The sequence below is a fragment of the Azotobacter chroococcum genome, assembly GCF_004339665.1.
Lineage (GTDB): Bacteria > Pseudomonadota > Gammaproteobacteria > Pseudomonadales > Pseudomonadaceae > Azotobacter > Azotobacter chroococcum.
The window spans coordinates 314,681-328,466 of the sequence record NZ_SMMU01000001.1 but is presented as its reverse complement, the minus strand read 5'-3'; the positions used below and the strand labels follow the sequence as shown (position 1 = coordinate 328,466).

Genomic DNA, 13,786 nt, shown 5'->3' with positions numbered 1-13,786 from the left:
GCCGCCTGCGAGGAGCCCCGCGATGTGCGAACTGCTCGGCATGAGCGCCAACGTCCCGACCGATATCGTTTTCAGCTTTACCGGCCTGATGCAGCGCGGCGGGCGCACCGGCCCGCACCGCGACGGCTGGGGCATCGCCTTCTACGAGGGTCGCGGCGTGCGGCTGTTCCAGGACCCGGCGGCAAGCGCCGACTCTGAGGTGGCCCGGCTGGTGCAGCGCTATCCGATCAAGAGCGAGCTGGTCATCGGTCATATCCGCCACGCCAACGTTGGGCGGATCTGCCTGGCCAACACCCATCCCTTCGTGCGCGAGCTCTGGGGCCGCAACTGGTGCTTCGCCCACAACGGCCAGCTGGCGGACTTCCAGCCGCCGGCGGGCTTCTACCGGCCGGTGGGCGACACCGACAGCGAGCGGGCCTTCTGCGACCTGCTCAACCGGGTGCGCCAGGCCTTTCCCGAGCCGGTGGAGGCGCAGGCGCTGCTGCCGATCCTGGTGGCGGCCTGCAACGAGTACCGCGCCAGGGGCGTGTTCAACTGCCTGCTGGGCAACGGTGAATGGCTGTTCAGCTTCTGCAGTACCAAGCTGGCGCAGATCACCCGCCGTGCGCCCTTCGGTCCGGCGCGGCTGAAGGATGCCGAGCTGACGGTGGACTTCCAGGCCGAAACCACCCCGAACGACGTGGTGACGGTGCTGGCCACCGAGCCTTTGACCGCCAACGAGACCTGGATCGCCCACCGGCCGGGCGAGTGGACGCTCTGGCGGCTGGGCGAGTGCATCGCCCGCGGCGAGGCCTGAGCCGCTACCTTTCCCCCGGCCCGGCCGGCCTCACTTGGCCAGAAAGCGCATGCCCTCTTCGAGACCGCCGAGGGTCAGGGGGTACATGTGCTGTCCGACCAGCTCGCGGACGATCTGTATCGAGCTGCCGTAGTTCCAGGTGCGTTCGGGGGACGGGTTGATCCAGATGAGCTTGCGGTAGGTTTCCGTGAAGCGCTGCATCCACGCCAGGCCGGGTTCCTCGTTCCAGTGCTCGACGCTGCCGCCGGGCTGGAGGATTTCGTAGGGCGACATGGAGGCGTCGCCGACGAACACCACCTTGTAGTCCGGGCCGTACTTGTGCAGCAGGTCGTGGGTCGCGATGCGCTCGGAATGGCGCCGGCGGTTGTCCGTCCACAGGCTCTCGTAGATGAAGTTGTGGAAGTAGTAGTGCTCCAGGTGCTTGAACTCGCTGCGGCAGGCGGAGAACAGCTCCTCGCAGACCTTCACGTGGGCGTCCATCGAGCCGCCGATGTCCAGCAGCAGGAGCAGCTTCACCTTGTTGTGCCGTTCCGGGCGCAGCTGGATGTTGAGCAGGCCGGCGTCCCGCGCGGTGTGGGCGATGGTGGCGTCGAGATCGAGTTCCTCGGCTGCCCCTTCGCGGGCAAAGCTGCGCAGGCGGCGCAGGGCCATCTTCAGGTTGCGCGTGCCCAGCTCGACCTGGTCGTCGAGGTTGCGGTATTCGCGCTGTTCCCAGACCTTGACCGCCTTGCCCTGGCGCGCCCCGGCCTCGCCGACGCGGATGCCCTCGGGGTGATAGCCGCCCGAGCCGAACGGGCTGGTGCCGCCGGTGCCGATCCACTTGTTGCCGCCGGCGTGCCGCTCCTTCTGCTCCTCGAGGCGCTTCTTGAAGGTCTCGAGCAGTTGCTCGAGACCGCCCAGGGACTGGATCTGCGCCTTCTCCTCGTCGCTCAGCAGGCGCTCGAATTCCTTGCGCAGCCATTCCTCGGGGATCAGCGCCTCGAGCAGGGCGTCGAGGTTTTCCAGGCCCTGGAAATAGGCGGTGAAGGCCCGGTCGAACTTGTCGAAATGCCGTTCGTCCTTGACCAGGATGGTGCGGGCCAGGAAGTAGAAGGCGTCCATGTCGGCGAACACCAGCCGCTGCTCGAGCGCCTCGATCAGGTCGAGCAGCTCGCGCAGCGAGACCGGGACCTTGGCCGCGCGCATTTCATTGAACAGGTTGAGCAGCATGAACAGGCTCCCGTGGGGGTTCCGGGCTACCGGTTGGCGCGGCGGGTCATGAAAGCCAGGCGTTCCAGCAGCTGCGTGTCCTGCTCGTTCTTCACCAAGGCGCCGGCCAGCGGCGGAATGGCTTTGGTCGGGTCACGCTCGCGCAGCGCCGCAAGGTCGATGTCGTCGGCCAGCAGCAGCTTCAGCCAGTCGACCAGCTCGGAGGTGGAGGGTTTCTTCTTCAGCCCGGGGATCTCCCGCACCTCGAAGAACAGGTCCAGCGCCTCGGCTACCAGCTGGCCCTTGATACCGGGGAAATGCACGTCGACGATCTTCTGCAGCGTCTCGCGGTCGGGGAAGGCGATGTAATGGAAGAAGCAGCGGCGCAGGAAGGCGTCGGGTAGCTCCTTCTCGTTGTTCGAGGTGATGACCACGATCGGTCGCTGGCGGGCCCTGACGGTCTCGCCGGTCTCGTAGACGAAGAACTCCATGCGGTCGAGTTCCTGCAGCAGGTCGTTGGGGAACTCGATATCGGCCTTGTCGATCTCGTCGATCAAGAGGACCACCCGCTCGCCGGCCTCGAAGGCCTCCCACAGCTTGCCCTTGCGGATGTAGTTGCGCACGTCGTGGACCTTGTCTACGCCCAGCTGCGAGTCGCGCAGGCGGCTCACCGCGTCGTATTCGTAGAGACCCTGCTGGGCCTTGGTGGTGGACTTGATGTGCCAGGCGATCAGCCGGGTGCCGAGCGACTCCGCCAACTGCTCGGCGAGCAGGGTCTTGCCGGTGCCGGGCTCGCCCTTGACCAGCAGCGGGCGCTGCAGGGTGATGGCGGCGTTGACGGCGAGCCTGAGGCTGTCGCTGGCCACGTAGGTGGCGGTGCCCTGGAACTTCATCGTGAATCCTCGCGTGGGGTGGCGCCGGTGTGCGCCGGCCTGTCGTGGTTGGACAGGCGCCCGACTATAACGTGCAGGCGCCGGCACAGGAATGCCGGCCCTGGACGGCGTCTGCACGGCGACTTAGGCTTGCCCTTCTTTCGCGCATACACCAACAAGGAACGCGCCATGAGCCGCATCTATGCCGACAACGTACAATCCATTGGCAACACGCCGCTGGTCAAGATCAACCGCCTGGCGCCCCAGGGCGTGACCATCCTGGCCAAGATCGAGGGGCGCAACCCGGCCTATTCGGTCAAGTGCCGGATCGGCGCCAACATGGTCTGGGAGGCCGAGGCCAGCGGACGCCTGAAGCCCGGCATGACCCTGGTCGAGCCGACCTCGGGCAATACCGGCATCGGCCTGGCCTTCGTCGCCGCGGCGCGCGGCTACAAGCTGATCCTCACCATGCCGGCGTCGATGAGCCTGGAGCGGCGCAAGGTGCTCAAGGCCCTGGGCGCCGAGCTGGTGCTCACCGAGGCGGCCAAGGGCATGAAGGGCGCCATCGAGAAGGCCACCGAGATCGCCGCCTCGAACCCCGAGCTGTACTTCATGCCGCAGCAGTTCGACAACCCGGCCAACCCGGCGATCCACGAGAAGACCACCGGCCCGGAAATCTGGAACGATACCGACGGCGCGGTGGATGTGCTGGTCGCCGGGGTCGGCACCGGCGGCACCATCACCGGCGTTTCCCGCTACATCAAGCAGACCTGCGGCAAGCCGTTGCTCTCGGTGGCGGTGGAGCCGACCGGCTCGCCGGTGATCAGCCAGACCCTGGCCGGCGAGGAAGTCAAGCCGTCGCCGCACAAGATCCAGGGCATCGGTGCCGGCTTTGTGCCGAAGAACCTGGACCTGTCGCTGGTCGACCGGGTCGAGCGGGTCACCGACGACGAGGCCAAGGCCATGGCCCTGCGCCTGATGCGCGAGGAGGGCATCCTCTGCGGGATTTCCTGTGGCGCAGCCATGGCCGCCGCCGTGCGTCTGGCCGAGCACGAGCCGTCGCTGCAGGGCAAGACCATCGTGGTGATCCTGCCGGACTCCGGCGAGCGCTACCTGTCGAGCATGCTGTTCGAGGGGCTGTTCAGCGAGCAGGAATTGCTCCCGTAAAGGCCGCTGGAGCGTGGTGGGAGCCTGTTTCCGCTGCGCTTGCGGGCGCGCACTGCGCGGTTCGCCCCATGCTTTTTGATTCGGGTCAGGCCGTTGGGCGAAAACTGGGGCTATCCTGAAAACAAGGATGGTGCAGATTGCCCGTGCGACTGCTGCCTGAATGCCCCACTTGGTCGTAACCGGAGGAACTGGTCATGAACGCTTGGCTCAATCGTTTGCTCGCCGATCTCGCTACCCTGTTCGGTCTGGATGCCGCCGGGCGCCTGCAGCCCATTCCTCTGGAAAGCGACGAACGCCGTCGTCTGGCCGAGGAGCGCGCACGCCGCCGCTGACTGCTGCTCTGACAGGGCGCCCGCGGGCGCCCTGTTTCGTTTTCCGCCCCTGTGGCAGACTGCTCCGCCGAGGAGAGTCCATGTCACGTCCCTGTTGTTCCCGTTGTGCGCGTCCGCTGAGCCATTGCCTGTGCGCACTTGTCCCCCGATTAGCCAGCCGCACCCGGGTGCTGATCCTGCAGCACCCTGCCGAAGTATCCCATGCCCTGAATACCGCTCGCCTGGCCGGCCTGGCTCTGAGCAATGGCGAGCTGCGGGTCGGTGAGACCTTCTCCGAGCTGGCAGCGGAGCTGGCGCACGGCACCTGGCGCAGCTGCCTGCTGTTTCCCGGCGCAGAGGCCATGCCGCTGGCCGAGCTGGCGCAGGGCGGGCCGCCCCTGCAACTGATCGTGCCGGACGGCACCTGGCGCAAGGCGCGCCGGATACTTCATCTCAATCCGCCGCTGGCGGCCTTGCCGCGGGTCGCCCTGCCCGAGGGCCTGTCGTCGCGCTACCGGCTGCGCAAGGCGCCCATGGCCGGGGCGCTGTCGACCCTCGAGGCGATCGTCTGCGCCCTGAATATCCTCGAGGGGGCTGGGCGCTTCGATGCCATGCTGCGGCCCTTCGAGGCCTTGATCGAGGGGCAGATCGCGGCGATGGGGGAGGCGGTCTACCGGCGCAATCATGGCGGCGATCCGGCGGGATAGATCAGTCGGCCCGTATTGGCCGGGTCTTCTGCCTGAGGATGTAGACCGTGACCAGCGCGGCGCTGGCCAGCATGAGCAGGCGGACAGGGAGCAGCGGAATCAGGTAGCAGGACAGCAGGATGCTCGTCCACATCAGGCCGACGGCGTAGACCTTGCCCTTGAGGGGAATGCCTTCGCCGTCCAGATAGTCGCGGATCCAGGGGCCCAGCCAGGGGTGGCCGACCAGCCAGAGATAGAAGCGCTGCGAGCTGCGCATGAAGCAGGCGGTGGCCAGCAGCAGGAAGGGCGTGGTCGGCAGCAGCGGCAGGAAGATGCCGATCACCCCCAGCGCCAGGCTGAGTAGGCCGGCCGCCTGCAGGGCGTGGCGCACCAGGCGGGATCGGCTTTCGCGGACGGTCCGCGCCATTCCGCCCCCTCAGTGAGGACGCGGCTTGAGCAGCGCGGGTTTTTCCTCGGGGGCATGGCAGAGCAGGAACAGCGTGGTGAGCAGGTCCGGAATCTGCTGGATCATCTCGTCCACCAGCTTGCGGTCGTGGGCGATTTCCGCGAAGTCCGGCTGGTCCTCGAACAGGCCGGAGGCGATCATGATCGGCAGCAGCAGCTCGCTGACCTCTTCCTCGGAGTCCTCGAACCAGGCTTCCTCGCGCAGGAAGACTCCCTCCATGAAGCCGATGCACCAGCCGCGCAGGTCGGAGTCGTCGGGGGCCTCGCCCAGGTCGAGCTCGCAGGGCAGCTCGGGATCCTCGTCGCTGGCCAGCTGGCGGCCGATATGCGCCTTGAGCTGGAGCAGCGTGGACTCGATTTCCTCCCGCTCGAGGTCGCTGCGGTAGTGCGGCGGCTCGGCGAACAGGGCGTCGATCCATTCGTGTTCGGGCACGGGTTCCGGGCAGATCGACAGCGCGGTCAGATAGCCGTGGGCAGCGACATAGTCCAACGCCTCTTCATGCAGGTCGTCGGCGTCGAGAAAGGCTTGCAGGCGGGACAATTGCTCGGCGAAGGACATGGCGCGACTACCTTGAGGGTTCGGGAGGCTGGATTTTAGCCCGGATAACGCCCGGCGGCGTGCCGCGGCGCGGTTTTTTTCGTGGGCAGTCGCACGGGGGCATTCGGCCACGGCTGGAGCGGGACTGATAGCCGGCTTCCTCACGTATAATGCGCCGCTTCATACGGCTCCGTCCGGAGCCGTGCAGTCGATTCAACCCGACAGGCCGCCCGGTCTCGTTGTTCCGCTTGGAGTGTCCATGCTCGAACAGGCTCAGCGCATTCTCAAGGACGTCTTTGGTTACGACGCGTTCCGTGGCAACCAGGCGGCAATCATCGAGCGCGTCGCCCGCGGCGGCGACGCCCTGGTGCTGATGCCGACCGGAGGCGGCAAGTCGCTCTGCTATCAGGTTCCGGCCCTGCTGCGCGACGGGCTGGCAGTGGTGGTTTCGCCGCTGATCGCCCTGATGGAGGACCAGGTCGCCACCCTCGACGAGCTGGGGGTGCCGGCGGTGGCGCTGAACTCCACGCTGGGTGCCGACGAGCAGCGCGAGATCGCCGAGCGGATCCGTCTGGGCGAGATCAAGCTGCTCTATCTGGCCCCGGAGCGCCTGGTGCAGCCGCGCATGCTGGCCTTCCTGCAGCGCCTGCCGATCGGTCTGTTCGCCATCGACGAGGCGCATTGCGTGTCCCAGTGGGGGCACGACTTCCGCCCCGAATACCTGCAGCTGGGCCAGCTCGCCGAGCTGTTCCCGCAAGTGCCGCGCATCGCCCTGACCGCCACGGCGGACAAGCGCACCCGCGAGGAAATCGTCCAGCGCCTGCATCTGGAGAGCGCCGAGCGCTTTCTCTCCAGCTTCGACCGGCCGAACATCTTCTACCGCATCGTCGCCAAGGATCAGCCGCGCAAGCAGCTGCTGGGCTTTCTTGCCGAGCGTCGCGGCGACGCCGGAATCGTCTACTGCATGTCGCGCAAGAAGGTCGAGGAAACCGCGGCCTTCCTCTCCGAGCAGGGTTTTCCGGCGCTGCCGTACCACGCCGGACTGTCCAACGAACTGCGTGCCCTCCACCAGAAACGCTTCCTCAACGAGGAGGGCCTGATCATGGTGGCGACCATCGCCTTCGGCATGGGCATCGACAAGCCCAACGTGCGCTTCGTCGCCCACCTCGACCTGCCCAAATCGCTGGAGGCCTACTATCAGGAAACCGGCCGGGCCGGGCGCGACGGCCTGCCGGCGGACGCCTGGATGGCCTACGGTCTGCAGGACGTCATCTTTCTCAAGCAGATGCTCAGCAGTTCCGAGGGCGACGAGCGGCACAAGCGCGTCGAGCAGCACAAGCTCGACGCCATGCTGGCGCTGTGCGAGGAAACCCGCTGCCGCCGCCAGGCGCTGCTGGCCTATTTCGACGAGGAGCTGGCAAAGCCCTGCGGCCACTGCGACAACTGCGTCGACGGCGTGCAGACCTGGGATGCCACCGAGGCCGCCCGCCAGGCGCTGTCGACCATCTACCGCAGCGGCCAGCGCTATGGCGTCGGTCATCTGGTGGACATCCTGCTCGGTCGCGACAATGACAAGGTGCGCGGCCTGGGCCATCAGCACCTGTCGGTGTTCGGCGTCGGCAAGGCGCGCGGCGAAGGGGAGTGGCGCACGCTGTTCCGCCAACTGGTCGCCCGTGGCCTGGCCGATGTGGATCTGGATGGCTATGGTGGCCTGCGTCTGAACCAGAGCTGCCGGGCGCTACTGCGCGGCGAGATGAGCCTGGAGCTGCGCCGCGATCTCAAGCCACAGGCGCCGAAGCCTGCGGCCAGCGCCGCCAGCCAGCTGGTCCGCCACGACGAGCGCGAGCAATGGGAGGCGCTGCGCGCGCTGCGCCGCAAGCTGGCGGAGGAGCACGCGGTGCCGCCCTATGTGATCTTCCCCGACGCCACCTTGCTGGAAATGCTGCGCAGCCAGCCGCGCTCGCTGTCCGAGATGGCGCGGGTCAGCGGTGTCGGCGCGCGCAAGCTGGAGCGCTATGGCGAGGCCTTCCTCGAAGTGCTCAACAAGGCCGGCGAGGCGCCGAAGCCGGTGACCGACCTGCGCCACGAACTAGTCAGCCTGGCGCGTGCCGGCATGACGCCGGCGCAGATCGCCGGCCAGCTGGACTGTACCGAAAAGAACGTCTATAGCCTGCTGGCAGAGGCCATCGGCCGCCGTCAGCTCACCCTCGAGCAGGCGCTGGACCTGCCCGAGGAGCTGCTGGGCGAAATCCACGATGCCTTCCTCGACGCCGATGGCGAGCTGCCGCCGGTCGCGGCGCTGGCCGAGCAGTTCGCTGGGCGGGTGTCGCAGGGGGTGCTGCGCTGCGTGCGTGCAGCCTTGCAAGCCGAACTCGATCCTTGACCGACGGCTTGCATCCGAGCTGCTTTATTTACATCTTCTGACGAAAAGTCGCGTGGCGTATTGTTCAGCTTGCGGTTACGGTTAGCTAACTAATAATTAGTCCAAGTACTAGTGCGAGCTTTTTCCCATGTCCTACTTGAATCAGCATCGCTTTGCGATGCAACTTGCCCAGTTGTCGCGTGCCTGGCGTGCCGAGCTGGACCGCCGGCTGTCCGGAATGGGCCTGTCGCAGGCGCGCTGGCTGGTGCTGCTGCATCTGGCCCGCTTCGAGGCCCGTGTCGGGAAGTGGCCGACGCAGCGCGAGCTGGCCGAGAGCGTGGCGGTCGAGGGACCGACCCTGGCCCGGTTGCTGGATACCCTGGAGGCGCAGGGACTGGTCAGCCGCCAGGCGGTGGTCGAGGACCGGCGGGCCAAGCGGATCGTGCTGAATCCGGTGGCGGTACCGCTGATCGAGCAGATCGAGGCGATTTCCTCCCAGTTGCGCCAGGAACTCTTCGCCGGGATCGATCCGGAGGAGCTGCGTCTCTGCCAGCAGGTACATGCGCGGATCCTCGCCAACCTGGAGAAGCGCTGAAGCGCCGTGCCTGGGCTCCGGTAGTCCAGGCCGGCAGGGGCCCGTGCCCAGGCTGCAGCGCTATCATGATAGCTGGTCACCGTTTCCCGGAGGCGCCATGACTACGGCCAGGCCGGAAATTCTCATCACCTACTGCACCCAGTGCCAATGGCTGCTGCGTGCCGCCTGGCTGGCCCAGGAGCTGCTCAGCACCTTCGGCGAGGATCTCGCCCGAGTCAGCCTGGAGCCGGGCCGCGGCGGGGTGTTCCGCATCACCTGCGACGGAGTGCAGATCTGGGAGCGCAAGGCCGATGGCGGCTTTCCCGAGGCCAAGGTGCTCAAGCAGCGCGTGCGCGACTTGATCGCTCCGGGCCGCGATCTTGGTCACAACGACCGTCCCTGAGTTTTGCGGTAGCGTCAGGGCGCTGTCACTGAATCGACCCGGCGCCGTCACAGCGTCTTCATCCCCGGTGCGGAAGATCGGTTAAACCCCGCCGGAGATTGCCGATGAGCAGCGCCCACTTTCAGCCGACCGACAAGCAATCCGTCCGTACGCTCTGGATTTCCGATGTGCACCTTGGTACGCGGGACTGCAAGGCCGAGCATCTGGCGAGCTTTCTCAAGCGCTATCGCGCCGATACCCTCTATCTGGTCGGCGACATCATCGACGGCTGGCGATTGCGCAGCGGCATCTACTGGCCGCAGGCGCATACCAATGTCATCCGCCGCCTGCTGACCATGAGCAAGCGCGGCACCACGGTGATCTATGTCACCGGCAACCACGACGAGTTCCTGCGTCGCTATTCGGCATTGATACTGGGCAACATCCATCTGGTCGACGAGGCCGAGCACGTCACGGCCGATGGCCGGCGGCTGCTGGTGGTCCATGGCGACCAGTTCGACGTGGTCACCCGCTGCCACAGGTGGCTCGCCTTCCTCGGCGACTCCGCCTATGGCGTCACCCTGGTCCTCAACCGCTGGCTCAACCACTGGCGCGAGCGCTGGGGCTACGGCTACTGGTCGCTGTCGGCCTTTCTCAAGTACAAGGTGAAGACGGCGGTGAACTTCATCGGCGATTTCGAGGAGGCCATCGCCCATGAATGCCAGCGTCGCGGCTTCAATGGCGTGGTCTGCGGGCACATCCATCATGCGGAGATCCGCCGCCTGGGCGAGGTGGAGTACCTCAACTGCGGCGACTGGGTGGAGTCCTGCACGGCGCTGATCGAGCACTGGGATGGCAGCATCGAACTCTATCGCCTGGCCGAGAAGCAGGCGCTCCTGGTGCGGCAGGGTGCCGAGCTGGCGAATGTCGTAGAGACGGCCGCATGAGGGTCCTGATCGTCAGCGACGCCTGGCTGCCACAAGTCAACGGCGTGGTCACCAGCCTGCAGTCCCTGATCGGCGAGTTGCGCGAGCTGGGCCATGAGGTGCGCTTGCTGTCGCCCGGCGAATTCCGCTCCCGGCCCTGTCCGACCTATCCGGAAATTCCGCTGGTCTGGGATCTCTGGCGGGTGGGGCCGGCAATCCGCGCGTTTCGGCCGGATTGCGTGCACCTGGCCACCGAGGGCCTCCTCGGTTGGGCCGCCCGGCACTGGCTGGTGAAGCGCGGGATGGCGTTCTCCACGGCCATCCACACTCGCTTCCCGGAGTACGTCCATACCCGATGGCCATGGCTGCCGCTGAGCTGGGGTTATGCCCTGCTGCGCGCCTTCCACCGGCCGAGCCGCGCGGTACTGGTGAGCACCGCGCGTCTGCGCGAGGAGTTCAGGCATTGGCGTCTGCCGTGTCTGGTCATCTGGGGCAAGGGCGTGGACACTCGCCTGTTCTTTCCGCAGCCGGAGCGGCTGGTAGCGGAGCGGCCGGTGTTTCTCTATGTCGGGCGCATTGCTCCGGAGAAGAACCTGGAGGCTTTTCTGGCGCTCGACTTGCCGGGCGAAAAGCGGGTGGTCGGCGACGGGCCGCAGCGCGCAGAACTGCAAGCGCGTTATCCCGAGGTCCACTTTCTCGGCTATCGCCATGGCCGGGAACTGGCTGCGGCCTACGCCGAGGCCGGCGTGCTGGTATTTCCCTCGCGTACCGACACCTACGGCCTGGTGATGCTGGAGGCACTGGCTTGTGGCACTCCTGTGGCGGCATTTCCGGTGCCGGGGCCGCTGGACGTGGTGGAGGCGGGTGTGAGCGGCATGCTCGACGAGGATCTCGGCAAGGCCTGTCTGGCCGCACTGGCGCTGGATCGCGCGCATTGTGCCGAACTGGCGGGCCGGCAGTCCTGGCGTGCTTCGGCACTCGAGTTCCTGGCTCATCAGGTGCTGCTGAATGGCGAACCATGTAGCCGAGCGCAGGCGCACACGGAATTCCGGGTGGATGCCCTGGTCGATTAGCTTTGTTGCGAGCACCGCCTGCTCCGCCTGGTGCGCGCTCCCCATCACGCCATGGCGAAGATTCCGGCTCGTTCTTGGGAGAGGCTCGGGCAGGGCCGCTCCACGGGTAGAGGCAAACGGCTATCCCGATACTTCGACAGGGCTTGGGAGGGATTGAGGAGGCTTGTTGAGTTTCGCACCGGATTCGCTCCATCCGGTCGGCAGGCCATCCCTGGCCTTTCTGGCAGCGGAAGATCCGCTGGTCTGCGAGGTGCGCCGTTCTTGACTAGACGGTCACCTTGTCTCTGAGCTTTTCCGCAGCCTGGCGCAGCGCCAGGATGACCCGTTCCTTGTCGAAGTTCTGGATGTCGTTGGTATCCAGATACATCGAGAAGCCTGGCATTTCGTGTTCGATAAAGCTGGAAACGGCACCGAGGTCGCGACGGAAGTCGACGATCTGATAGATCTGCACCGGTCGGCTGAAGCCCTTGACCGTGATCTGACCCTTGTCGCGGCACATGATCACGTCCTTCACCAGGGAATAGGTCTCATGGGAGATGAGGATCTCCCCGGTATCCGACGCGCTTTCCAGGCGGCTGGCGAGATTTACCTCGCGGCCGATGATGGTGTAGTCCATCCGCGTGTCGGCGCCGAAGTTGCCGACCGTGCAATAGCCGGTGTTGATGCCCATGCGGATTTCCAGCGGCTTGGTAATGCCTTGGGCGCGCCATTGCTGGCGCAGCACCTTCATGTGCTTGCGCATGGCGATGGCCATGGACACTGCCGCGACCGCGTCATTTTTGGCGCCCTCGGTGGTAGGGTCACCGAAAAAAACCATTATCGAGTCACCAACGAATTTGTCGATGGTCCCACCATACTTCAGGGCGATTTTCGACATTTCGTTCAGGTAGTTGTTGAGCAGGTCGGTCAGCGCCTCGGCCTCGAGCTCCTCGGATAGTTCTGTAAAGCCCTTGATGTCGGAGAAGAACACAGTGAGCTTCTTGCGCTGGGTTTCCAGACGCACGCTCTTCCTGCCGGTGAAGATCGATTCCCAGACCTGAGGCGACAGATACTTGGCCAGGCTGCTGGCCAGTTGGGCAGACTTTTCCTGTTCCCGCTTGATTTCACCGCGCATCTGGATCAGCCTCTGGCTTTGCCGGTGGACGAAGCAGGCGGTGATGCAGACGTACAACATGGTGAAGGCAACGCTCACCAGGGAAACCAGATCGGGTGCGGAGCCCCTATAGGAAGGTGCGAGCAGCATGTTGGCCAGTAGCATTGTGCTCAGGGCCACCAGCACGGCAAGTGCCAGATTGCGTGTGCCGCCTGTCATGAGGGCACTGAAGCTGAGGGTCAGCAGAAGCATCAGGCTGGGCACGATCGAGAAACCTAGGAGCACTGCCGCCAACCCGACATGCATTGCATCGATAAACAGCAGGACCTGGCCGGTCTGTTGCGGATAGTCGAGGCGATAGCTCTGGCTGAGGTGATAGGCTAAGGGGGGATAGAGCAGGGCGTAGGGCACCAGCCAGAGAATGTCGTAGCTGAAATAGTGCGCATAAGTGCCAGCGGCGACGCTCGCAGCGGCGGAGATATAGGCCAGCATGCGCGAGTAGTATTGGCGCAGTGAGTACGAAGAAGCGGAAAGTCCGTCTTGACAGCTACTACTTACGTCTTTCATGGGGAGGAGCCTTCCTTGCTGCTACTGCTGGAGCTTATGCTTGTTATGGCGCAGGAGCTTATGCTTTAGCTGCAATGGTTACAATCATGCGCTGAAAGATAGGCATGAGACTTTCGGGCACGAGCAGGCACATGTGATGAGGCGTTTTTGGTTGTCGGTGCGTGGGTCAGATGCCCATGCTGGCCAGACTTTGTAGGATGTTGCGCAGGGTTGCGGCGAGCGTCGGATGCTCGACCTCGAAGCGTTCCACGGCCAGGTTGATGCCGTCCACCAGGCTGTCGTCTGGTACGCCGCCTGCATCTCGGGCCAGTTGCAGTTCGAGGTCCTGGATCAGAGAGGCCAGCCTGGCGCGCTCATCGGCGCTCATCGGCGGATTTTGTGCCAGTTGATCACGCAATTCTTGTAAATGTCGCTGCAGATTTTCGGGCATGACAAATCCCCCTTATGAAATTTCCTTGTAAAGAATAGATCAGGCAGGAAGTGCCTGCTTGATCTTGATCAAAGGGGACAGGGTTTCGGAGTTTTCCTGTCTTTGCCGGCAGGGAACTGATCCGCTGGAGCGGCAGAGCCTCGCTTCTCGGATAGATACACCGCTTCCCCCTCATCCTGGCCGAGATGCCACACGGCCGGAAAGGCCTTGTGTTGAGCCGATGTCCTACCGGCCGCCAGAAAGCCCGAAAACGCGGGGCTGGCTTCAGCGCAGCCAAGATAGTGGCGATGTGTGACATATAGATGACCGGCGAGGCTCTGGTGCCAGCCTGAATGCAAGAGCCTGTGACCGACTAT

General features: G+C 65.1%; 15 protein-coding genes. 9 read left to right on the top strand and 6 right to left on the bottom strand.

The annotated features are described in order from the left end of the window. Nucleotides 1–22: 22 nt before the first annotated feature. A complete protein-coding gene (locus tag EV691_RS01535) occupies nt 23–796 on the top strand; it encodes a class II glutamine amidotransferase (RefSeq protein ID WP_089168519.1) in 774 nt (257 codons plus the stop codon). Between the two features lie 30 nt (nt 797–826). On the opposite strand, the gene EV691_RS01530 is transcribed toward EV691_RS01535, so the two are convergent. Continuing rightward, the gene (locus EV691_RS01530; protein WP_131297828.1) at nt 827–2,005 is read right to left on the bottom strand and encodes a vWA domain-containing protein; all 1,179 of its coding nucleotides are present in this window, start codon (nt 2,003–2,005) and stop codon (nt 827–829) included. A 26-nt stretch (nt 2,006–2,031) separates the two neighbouring features. Then, a complete protein-coding gene (locus tag EV691_RS01525) occupies nt 2,032–2,877 on the bottom strand; it encodes an AAA family ATPase (RefSeq protein WP_039803479.1) in 846 nt (281 codons plus the stop codon). A gap of 168 nt (nt 2,878–3,045) precedes the next feature. Here EV691_RS01525 and cysK point away from each other — a divergent pair, with 168 nt between their 5' ends. From cysK to EV691_RS01515, 3 genes are all read left to right on the top strand, one after another. Beyond that, the gene (gene cysK / locus EV691_RS01520; protein ID WP_131297829.1) at nt 3,046–4,023 is read left to right on the top strand and encodes a cysteine synthase A; all 978 of its coding nucleotides are present in this window, start codon (nt 3,046–3,048) and stop codon (nt 4,021–4,023) included. A 194-nt stretch (nt 4,024–4,217) separates the two neighbouring features. After that, a complete protein-coding gene (locus tag EV691_RS23220; protein WP_165493812.1) occupies nt 4,218–4,355 on the top strand; it encodes a PA1414 family protein in 138 nt (45 codons plus the stop codon). 80 nt (nt 4,356–4,435) lie between these two features. After that, the gene (locus tag EV691_RS01515) at nt 4,436–5,041 is read left to right on the top strand and encodes a tRNA-uridine aminocarboxypropyltransferase (RefSeq protein ID WP_131297830.1); all 606 of its coding nucleotides are present in this window, start codon (nt 4,436–4,438) and stop codon (nt 5,039–5,041) included. A 1-nt stretch (nt 5,042) separates the two neighbouring features. Here EV691_RS01515 and EV691_RS01510 read toward each other — a convergent pair whose 3' ends face one another. Further along, nucleotides 5,043–5,447: a YbaN family protein gene (locus EV691_RS01510; RefSeq protein WP_131297831.1), complete on the bottom strand. Its 405-nt coding sequence runs from the start codon at nt 5,445–5,447 to the stop codon at nt 5,043–5,045. 9 nt (nt 5,448–5,456) lie between these two features. Further along, nucleotides 5,457–6,044, bottom strand: coding sequence for a UPF0149 family protein (locus EV691_RS01505; protein ID WP_131297832.1), 588 nt, complete (start codon nt 6,042–6,044; stop codon nt 5,457–5,459). Nucleotides 6,045–6,282: 238 nt separating this feature from the next. Between EV691_RS01505 and recQ the strand changes: the two genes are divergently transcribed. From recQ to EV691_RS01480, 5 genes are all read left to right on the top strand, one after another. After that, on the top strand, nt 6,283–8,406 hold the full coding sequence (gene recQ, locus EV691_RS01500; protein ID WP_131297833.1) for a DNA helicase RecQ: 2,124 nt from the start codon (nt 6,283–6,285) through the stop codon (nt 8,404–8,406). Between the two features lie 127 nt (nt 8,407–8,533). Then, nucleotides 8,534–8,980, top strand: coding sequence for a MarR family transcriptional regulator (locus tag EV691_RS01495; RefSeq protein ID WP_089168513.1), 447 nt, complete (start codon nt 8,534–8,536; stop codon nt 8,978–8,980). 97 nt (nt 8,981–9,077) lie between these two features. After that, entirely contained in the window at nt 9,078–9,362 is a 285-nt protein-coding gene (locus EV691_RS01490; RefSeq protein WP_039803495.1) for an Rdx family protein, read from the top strand. Nucleotides 9,363–9,466: 104 nt separating this feature from the next. Then, entirely contained in the window at nt 9,467–10,288 is an 822-nt protein-coding gene (locus tag EV691_RS01485; protein ID WP_131297834.1) for a UDP-2,3-diacylglucosamine diphosphatase, read from the top strand. Then, a complete protein-coding gene (locus tag EV691_RS01480) occupies nt 10,285–11,340 on the top strand; it encodes a glycosyltransferase family 4 protein (RefSeq protein ID WP_131297835.1) in 1,056 nt (351 codons plus the stop codon). Before EV691_RS01485 ends, EV691_RS01480 begins: the two co-directional genes overlap by 4 nt. Before the next feature lie 265 nt (nt 11,341–11,605). Here EV691_RS01480 and EV691_RS01475 read toward each other — a convergent pair whose 3' ends face one another. Beyond that, complete coding sequence (locus EV691_RS01475; protein ID WP_131297836.1) at nt 11,606–13,000, bottom strand: adenylate/guanylate cyclase domain-containing protein; 1,395 nt, start codon at nt 12,998–13,000, stop codon at nt 11,606–11,608. A 166-nt stretch (nt 13,001–13,166) separates the two neighbouring features. After that, complete coding sequence (locus tag EV691_RS01470; RefSeq protein WP_039803504.1) at nt 13,167–13,430, bottom strand: DUF4404 family protein; 264 nt, start codon at nt 13,428–13,430, stop codon at nt 13,167–13,169. Nucleotides 13,431–13,786 lie beyond the last annotated feature (356 nt).

Coding starts and splice junctions, on each gene's coding strand:
- EV691_RS01510 (WP_131297831.1), bottom strand. CDS start 5,447: ATGGCGCGGACCGTCCGCGAAAGCCGATCCCGCCTGGTGCGCCACGCC.
- EV691_RS01495 (WP_089168513.1), top strand. CDS start 8,534: ATGTCCTACTTGAATCAGCATCGCTTTGCGATGCAACTTGCCCAGTTG.
- EV691_RS01490 (WP_039803495.1), top strand. CDS start 9,078: ATGACTACGGCCAGGCCGGAAATTCTCATCACCTACTGCACCCAGTGC.
- EV691_RS01475 (WP_131297836.1), bottom strand. CDS start 13,000: ATGAAAGACGTAAGTAGTAGCTGTCAAGACGGACTTTCCGCTTCTTCG.
- EV691_RS01530 (WP_131297828.1), bottom strand. CDS start 2,005: ATGCTGCTCAACCTGTTCAATGAAATGCGCGCGGCCAAGGTCCCGGTC.
- EV691_RS01515 (WP_131297830.1), top strand. CDS start 4,436: ATGTCACGTCCCTGTTGTTCCCGTTGTGCGCGTCCGCTGAGCCATTGC.
- EV691_RS01505 (WP_131297832.1), bottom strand. CDS start 6,044: ATGTCCTTCGCCGAGCAATTGTCCCGCCTGCAAGCCTTTCTCGACGCC.
- EV691_RS01485 (WP_131297834.1), top strand. CDS start 9,467: ATGAGCAGCGCCCACTTTCAGCCGACCGACAAGCAATCCGTCCGTACG.
- EV691_RS01525 (WP_039803479.1), bottom strand. CDS start 2,877: ATGAAGTTCCAGGGCACCGCCACCTACGTGGCCAGCGACAGCCTCAGG.
- recQ (WP_131297833.1), top strand. CDS start 6,283: ATGCTCGAACAGGCTCAGCGCATTCTCAAGGACGTCTTTGGTTACGAC.
- EV691_RS23220 (WP_165493812.1), top strand. CDS start 4,218: ATGAACGCTTGGCTCAATCGTTTGCTCGCCGATCTCGCTACCCTGTTC.
- EV691_RS01480 (WP_131297835.1), top strand. CDS start 10,285: ATGAGGGTCCTGATCGTCAGCGACGCCTGGCTGCCACAAGTCAACGGC.
- cysK (WP_131297829.1), top strand. CDS start 3,046: ATGAGCCGCATCTATGCCGACAACGTACAATCCATTGGCAACACGCCG.
- EV691_RS01535 (WP_089168519.1), top strand. CDS start 23: ATGTGCGAACTGCTCGGCATGAGCGCCAACGTCCCGACCGATATCGTT.
- EV691_RS01470 (WP_039803504.1), bottom strand. CDS start 13,430: ATGCCCGAAAATCTGCAGCGACATTTACAAGAATTGCGTGATCAACTG.